Below are 7600 nucleotides of genomic sequence, written 5' to 3' on the forward strand. Positions count from 1 at the left end.
AATTATTTTTAAATTATTTTTAAATTATTTTTTAATTATTTTTAAATTATTTTTAAATTATTTTCACAGTTCTTTTTTATGTGGTTTAAGAAATGTAAACCTTAAAGGAACTATCCATTTTAATATATTTTTGTAACTAAATTAATTTTTTACATTTTTGTTTAATTATTATTTGAAATTATATTTTTTTGTTTAATATTTTTTAATTTTTCTGAATGTTTTTTTAAAATATATAAATCTTGATTTTTTTATAAAAACCAAAAAGTATTTATATAACCTTAAACCCAATTGTATTATAGAATAAATATTATTTTCATATTAAAATCCGAAATTTGGACTGGTTTTAATCAGTTTCTTGGGATTTAATTTGATTATAACTGTTCTTTTTATTTCAATAGGTATGATTTAATTTAATCTGCCCCATATCTGTTTTGATGTAGGGGATATGATTCAATCTATTATTTGATAGGTTTATTTAAATTATATTTATTAATTATTAAAAAAATTATTTATAAAAAATTGAGGTGTATAATATGGCACAAGGTGGACAACCTATTTTTGTATTACCTGAAGGAACTAACAGATTGTTAGGAAGAGATGCACAAAGAACAAACATCTTAGCAGGTAAAGTTTTAGCTGAAACTGTAAGAACTACTTTAGGTCCAAAAGGAATGGACAAAATGTTAGTTGATGGACTTGGAGACATTGTAGTAACCAACGATGGAGTTACTATCTTAAAAGAAATGGATATTGAACATCCTGCAGCTAAAATGCTCGTAGAAGTAGCAAAAACCCAAGAAGATGAAGTAGGAGACGGAACTACTACTGCAGTAATCATTGCAGGAGAACTTCTTAAAAAATCTGAATCATTATTAGATATGGACATTCACCCAACTATTATTGCTATGGGTTACAGACAAGCAGCTGAAAAGGCTCAAGAAATTTTAGAAGACATTGCAATTGAAGATATTTCTCGTGACATGCTCGTAAAAGTAGCAATGACTGCAATGACTGGTAAAGGAACTGAAAAAGCTCGTGAACCTTTAGCAAACTTAATCGTAGATGCAGTACAACAAGTTGCTGCTGACGGCAAGGTTGAAACCGATCACATTAAAATCGAAAAGAAAGATGGCGCTGTAGTTGAAGAATCCTCTTTAGTACAAGGTGTAATTGTAGATAAGGAAAAGGTACACCCTGGTATGCCTTCTGAATTAAAAGACGCTAAAGTTGTCTTAATCAACTCTCCTTTAGAAGTTAAGGAAACTGAAGTTGATGCAGAAATCAGAATCACTGACCCTGCTCAAATGCAAGCATTCATCGAACAGGAAGAACAAATGGTCAGAGACATGGTTAATAAAGTTGCTGACTCTGGTGCAACTGTCTTATTCGCTCAAAAAGGTATTGATGACTTAGCACAACACTACTTAGCTAAAGCAGGAATCATGGCTGTAAGAAGAGTTAAAAAATCAGACATTGAAAAATTAGCTAAAGCAACCGGTGCTACCGTTGTATCCAACTTAGATGACTTAACTGAAGATGACTTAGGTTTAGCCGGTTCTGTAACCGAGAAGAAAATCTCCGGTGAAGACATGATCTTCGTAGAAGAATGTAAAGAACCTAAGGCAGTAACCTTATTAGTCAGAGGAAGTACCAAACACATCGTTGATGAAATTGACAGAGCTGTTGATGACGCTATCGGTGTAGTTGCTGCTACCGTTGAAGACGGTCAAGTTGTAGCTGGTGGAGGAGCTCCAGAAATCGCTATGGCTAAAAAACTTAAAGATTATGCTGAATCCATTAGCGGAAGAGAACAATTAGCTGTAACTGCATTTGCAGAATCCTTGGAAATTGTTCCTAAGACCTTAGCAGAAAATGCAGGATTAGACAGCATTGACTCTTTAGTAGACTTAAGAGCTGCACATGAAAATTCCCCTTATATGGGATTAAATGTATTCACTGGTGAAGTAACTGACATGAAAGAAGAAGGTGTTGTAGAACCTAAACGTGTCAAGAAACAAGCTATTCAATCTGCTTCCGAAGCTGCTGAAATGATTTTAAGAATCGATGACGTAATTGCTTCCAGCGGAACCAGTGGCGGCGACATGCCAATGGACCCAGGTATGGGCGGCGGCATGCCTCCTATGATGTAAGCAAGCTTTTTTGGCCTTCGGCCAAAAAACCTTGACCAAAATCTTGTCTATTTTGGTTGAGGTTTGCTTTTTCTTTTTTTATTTTTTTAAACTAATTTTATTTCTAATTTAACTTATTTTTACTAATTTTTATCTATTTTAACTAATTTTTATTTATTTTTACTTATTTTTACTTATTTTTTTAATAATCTTTAATTGATTTTTAACTTATTTTTATTATTTTTACTATTTTGCATTGATTTTTTATTAAAATTCTTTATTTTTTGCTCATATATTTGTCTTTTAATAAAAATATTTATATTGATTAAAGAAAATAATAATAATTTAATATAATTAAATTATTTATTTAATTAATTTTAGTACAATTATAAAAACTTATTTATAATTTATTGAAATCAAAATTATTAATTTGAAAATTTATAATTTGTCCGTATATTTTAAATTTATTGAGGTTAATTTATGGAAACGGAAGATATAATAATTGCTATTTTGCTTGTATTAATTGCTATTGCAGCAGTTTTCTGTGCATGGACTTTTATGGCTGATGATTTTCATAGCACTCAAGAATTAAGCTTCAGTAATTCTACTGATGTTGCAAATGACACAGATGCTGATGTCAATGTAACTAATAATACTACTGTAGCTTCTTCTACTTATGAGTCTGGTGCTAGTGGTTCAAATTATGAGTCTGGTGCTAGCAGCCCTAGTTATAGTTCTTCTTCCAGTTCATACAGTTCTGGATCAAGTTCCTATAGTTCTAGTTCTTACAGTTCTGGATCAAGTTCTTATAGTTCTGGTTCTGGTTCTGGTTCTGCTTCTACTTCAGGCAGTTCTTCAAGTTCCGGTTCTGATTCTGGTTCTTCTTCTGTGGCTCCTAGTGCATCCTATGATTCTGGTGCTAGTGCACCTGCAGAAAGTTCTTCTAGTTCATCAGTTGAAGCAAGCGAATAACTTAATTTTTTATAATTTTTTATAAATGGGGTTAAAATATGGAATCTAAAAGGGTTGTAACTACAATCATAGCTGCTTTAATAATTGTTGTAGCAGTTTCTAGTGCACTTTCTTTTATTTCAGGTCAGGTCTTTGACGACAATGCAACAAATGATTCTGATACAGAACTTTTATCATTTGAGGACATTCTTTCTCCAAATCCTACAGAGGACGTTGATGATTCATCATCTGGGGATACTTCAAGTTCTACTCTTAGCAGTCAAAGATCTGGTTCAAGTGGGTCTAGTTCTAATTCTATTGCAAGAAGTTCTAATTCAAATACTCGTTCTAGTTCTAGTTCTGGTTCAAGTGGGTCTAGTTCTTCTAGTTCCTCAAGTTCTGGTTCTTCCAGTTCATCTACTTCCAGTTCAGGAAGTTCTAGTTCAAGTGGCGGATCCAGCCAATCTTCAGCTCCTACACATGAGATTATTATAGAAGATTATGGTGGTGATGAAGCTTAGTTTTTACTAAGTTTCTTAATTTTTTTATTTTATTTTTATCTTTTTTTTACTTATTTTTACTTATTTTTACTTATTTTTACTTATTTTTACTTATTTTTATCTTTTTTTACTTATTTTTACTTGTTTGATAGTTTTTATTTATTTTTATTTGTTTTTATTTATTTTTATCTTTTTTTATTAAGTTTTACTTATTGTATCTGTATGCTATTTAAGAATTCTTTCATTGTTTTTTAAGCTGTTCCATTAAAGTCTTTATTTAATTATTTATTTTTCCCTATTTTCCATGTTTTATTGATTTCTTCCTTAAAGAACTTATAAACATTCTCAGAACCAAAAATATTTTCCTTTTTATTCCAATTGCTTGGATGTAATATAAATGGATACTGTTGACTTCCTCCTGCTCCTCCATGGCTTCCTATAAGTTCCTCAAATGCATAAACCTCATCATTTTCAACATCATATTCGCTGTTTACAAGAATATCCGGTACATAAGTAAATCCATCTGTTCTTTTAAGCTTTTCAATAATATGTTCTCCATACTTTTCAAGGAAGTTCTCTCCCAAATGCTCTTCGCTGTTAAGGTAAAATACATTTTCATCCTTTAAAACTACTGTACCATATATATCAGATTTTACCATTAGAAAACCTATGCCTTCATGTGAAGCAAGTCCATTAATCAATCCAGGAAACGCATCTTCAATCTGTTCATAGCTCATTCTATTGGACCAATCTGTAAAATAAATCAAGCCTAGATTTCCTGAAGCAAGAACAATTGTTTGTGCAGTTTCATTGCTTGTAATCTGTTCATCTGAAATCTGGATATTTGTATCGAAATCACTTGACAAGGTGTTCAATCTTTCAATCATTGGCTCTTCACTTGAAAATAGGGTCCTTTTAGCTCTATTGATGTAGTCTGAACTTAAGTTGTTTTTTATCTCAAGCACTCTGTCCCATGTGTTAACAAGTTCTCCATCGAAACTGTTGCTGATTCTTTCCTTTGTATTGTCTATTGTGTTGTCTATTCTTTCTTTTGTATTGTCTATTGTATTGTCCAGTCTTTCTTTTGTATTGTCTATTGTGTTGTCTATTCTTTCCTTGGTGTTGTCAATTCTATTGTCAATTGCCATTTTGGACTTTTCAATTCTCTTGTCTAATTTTTCCTTGTTTTCATGTGCAATCGGTTTTATTGAAAACTTTTCAGCAAAGTGGTCGTCATTGGAATGGAGTATGCTGTGAACTCTTATGTGTTCCGGCAAATGTGTTTTAACCAAATCATTAAGGCTTATTTTGTACTTTTGCTTAAATGTAGGGCCATTTGATTGGCCATGATCTGATAGGATGATTAGATTATATTTTCTGTTGGACTTGTTTACTGCATTTTCAATATGCTCTATTTGCTTGTCGATTTGCCTTAGGCTATAGAATGAATCGAAGTCATCTATTCCTGAATGGTGGGCTATTTCATCATATCCCATATATGTTGCATAGATAACATTGTATTGGCCTGCAAAGATGTCTCCTATGATTGTGAATGTGGTGGCTTCCCTAAGGACAACATTGGCTCCTGCACGAGAGGCAAAGTATTTTAAACCTCTCCATCCTATTTTTGGCTGAATGTTTTTTACCAACTGTCTAATTCTGGAAATAAGTTCCATAATCATGTCAAATAGGAATAATATTAACATTCTGGCTATTACAAATGGTGTTGAATATATGTAATACCATGTTCTTGTATTGATACTGTTTGGAGTGCTGAATCTGCTGAATGTTAGAATATAATCCTTTGCATCTCCTGAAAACAGGTTTGATCTGCTTCCTCCATTATCTGATAAAAGACCTTTTCCATTGGAGATTCTTTTTTCAATCAGTTTTGAGTCATTGATTCCATTTGAGGAAATGATTCTATTGTTATGTATTTTTTCAACCCAGCGGAATGCAGGGATATTGTCATTGTTTCCGTGTAAAATTCCTGCCTGTGATGAACTTGTTTGGCTTGAAAGATCAGTTTCCCATTGGACAAGATTGTGGCTGCCATTATCTATCCATCTTTTAAGGGTAGGCATGTCTCCATTTTCCAATGCCTGCTTAAGAATTTTATGTGATAATCCATCGATTTCCAAAAATATGAATCCTTCCTTGTCTGTAGGGGTTCTAAAAAATGTTTTCATCTCCTTTTCAAGAATGTAACGATAATATGTTGTATCGTCATTGATGTTTAGAATAATTGAAAGAATGGAGGAGATCACTCCTATAAGCAGGGGGATGCTGAAAATGGCAATTCCCCCTATTGAAACTCCAGGTAAAAATAGGCTGATTATGTATAGCAGTATTCCGTCAATGAGAAATGTTCCAAACCCAAGGGTGAGTACAAGGAATCTAAGTGAAATAAGTGTTATTCCATGCCAAATCAGTGCGTTGATTAGTGATAAGGAGACTATGATGATAAATGCAGTTCTTAAATTGGGGATTATTATTCCTCCAAGGGTTTTTGTTATTGAAAAGAAAATAATCACTTCCAAAATCAAGTATATGGCTAACTTAATTACTTGTTTGATGTTATTTTCAATTCGATTTATCATTCTTTGCCTCTTTTAAGTTTAAAAATTAGTCAATATTTTATATTATTTTAATAAGATTAATAAAGTTTTATATATTTTAATATTGATTTTCTTTAAAAATTTTTTAAAAAAATAATATTTAAATAGGTAAATTATTAAATATTAAACTGTTAAAAAGAATTTTAAAATTATTAAAATAAGAAATTAATTATTAGGAATAATTTAAAATTATTTTAAAAGAATTTAATTTTTAGAACTTATTTAAATTTTTTTAATAGGAATTTAATTATAGAACTTTTTTACAATTGTTCAAATAAGAAATAACTTATTACAAAAAATTTAAATTAAGTCTTTAAGAAAACTAAAGGAATTTTTAGTTTTATTTTAATTTTTATGTTTATTGGTGAAAGTATGGCAAATGGACATGGACATCATGGAGCTGCAAACTTAAGTCCTGAACAACAAAAAGCTATTATTGAACAGGAAATGAGGCTCTTTGAACATATGAAAAATATTAAATATAAAATTGCTGTTATGAGTGGAAAGGGCGGTGTAGGCAAATCTACCGTTGCCGCTAATTTGGCAGAGGCTTTCCAGAAAAAAGGATTATTGACAGGTATTCTTGATGCTGATATTCATGGACCGAATATTCCTAAAATGTTGGATGTTGAAGGTGAGGATGTACTTATCAATAATGGTGAAATGATTCCTGTAATGAGTAAAAATGGAATTAAGGTTATGTCAATGGGTTTTTTAATTGATTCATTGGACACTCCAATCATTTGGAGAGGGCCTCAAAAATCAGGTTCCATCAAACAGTTTATGGCAGACACTGCATGGGGAGATCTTGACGTTTTAATCATTGATAACCCTCCAGGAACTGGAGATGAACCTTTGACAGTACTTCAGACCTTGCCAAATGTTGATGCAGTAATCATGGTTACCACACCTAATAGCTTGTCCCAGGAAGACGTTTTAAAATGTGTCGGCATGGTTAAGATGTTAAATATTGACAAGATTGGTCTTATTGAAAACATGTCTTATTATGTTTGCCCTCATTGCGGTGAAAAGACAAATATATTTGGTGAAAGTCAAGGGGAATCCTTTGCAAAGGAAATGGGAATTAAATACTTGGATAATCTACCTCTTACTGAACAAGTTCCAGAATCTGCAAATAAGGACAGTACTATGGTCAATTCATTTGCAGAGTCTGAAGTTGCAAAGAAATTTGTAGATATTGTTTCTAAAATCGAAGAGGAATTTTTAGAATAGTTATTTAAATTTTTATTTTTCTATTTTTTTCTATTTCCCATTTGGGGAATTTTTTTCTTGTTTCTACTTTTTTCTATTTTTTTCTTTTTTTTTAGATTTTTAAGCTTTTTTTATCTTTTTTCTATTTTTTTCTTTTTTTTTAGATTTTTAAGCTTTTTTTATCTTTTTT

At 31.3% G+C, this 7600-nt stretch carries 5 protein-coding genes; 4 read left to right on the forward strand and 1 reads right to left on the reverse strand.

What is annotated here, in order from left to right; translation table 11 throughout:
• Nucleotides 1-533 precede the first annotated feature (533 nt).
• From thsA to Q0138_RS01100, 3 genes are all read left to right on the forward strand, one after another.
• Entirely contained in the window at nt 534-2150 is a 1617-nt protein-coding gene (gene thsA, locus Q0138_RS01090) for a thermosome subunit alpha (protein WP_297979733.1), read from the forward strand.
• A 459-nt stretch (nt 2151-2609) separates the two neighbouring features.
• Nucleotides 2610-3101 (forward strand): hypothetical protein, encoded by a 492-nt coding sequence (locus Q0138_RS01095; protein WP_297979736.1) that lies wholly within the window; start codon nt 2610-2612, stop codon nt 3099-3101.
• Nucleotides 3102-3139: 38 nt separating this feature from the next.
• Nucleotides 3140-3601, forward strand: coding sequence for a hypothetical protein (locus tag Q0138_RS01100; RefSeq protein ID WP_297979739.1), 462 nt, complete (start codon nt 3140-3142; stop codon nt 3599-3601).
• A gap of 260 nt (nt 3602-3861) precedes the next feature.
• Here the strand turns inward: Q0138_RS01100 and Q0138_RS01105 are convergent, their stop codons facing one another.
• The gene (locus tag Q0138_RS01105) at nt 3862-6180 is read right to left on the reverse strand and encodes an alkaline phosphatase family protein (protein WP_297979742.1); all 2319 of its coding nucleotides are present in this window, start codon (nt 6178-6180) and stop codon (nt 3862-3864) included.
• A 390-nt stretch (nt 6181-6570) separates the two neighbouring features.
• Here Q0138_RS01105 and Q0138_RS01110 point away from each other — a divergent pair, with 390 nt between their 5' ends.
• Nucleotides 6571-7431, forward strand: coding sequence for an Mrp/NBP35 family ATP-binding protein (locus Q0138_RS01110; RefSeq protein ID WP_297979745.1), 861 nt, complete (start codon nt 6571-6573; stop codon nt 7429-7431).
• Nucleotides 7432-7600: the final 169 nt, after the last annotated feature.

The organism is uncultured Methanobrevibacter sp. (assembly GCF_937906425.1).
Classification (GTDB): domain Archaea; phylum Methanobacteriota; class Methanobacteria; order Methanobacteriales; family Methanobacteriaceae; genus Methanobrevibacter.

Excerpts from the sequence above, each read along its gene's own strand:
- thsA (WP_297979733.1), top strand. The coding sequence starts at position 534 with ATGGCACAAGGTGGACAACCTATTTTTGTATTACCTGAAGGAACTAAC.
- Q0138_RS01095 (WP_297979736.1), top strand. The coding sequence starts at position 2,610 with ATGGAAACGGAAGATATAATAATTGCTATTTTGCTTGTATTAATTGCT.
- Q0138_RS01100 (WP_297979739.1), top strand. The coding sequence starts at position 3,140 with ATGGAATCTAAAAGGGTTGTAACTACAATCATAGCTGCTTTAATAATT.
- Q0138_RS01105 (WP_297979742.1), bottom strand. The coding sequence starts at position 6,180 with ATGATAAATCGAATTGAAAATAACATCAAACAAGTAATTAAGTTAGCC.
- Q0138_RS01110 (WP_297979745.1), top strand. The coding sequence starts at position 6,571 with ATGGCAAATGGACATGGACATCATGGAGCTGCAAACTTAAGTCCTGAA.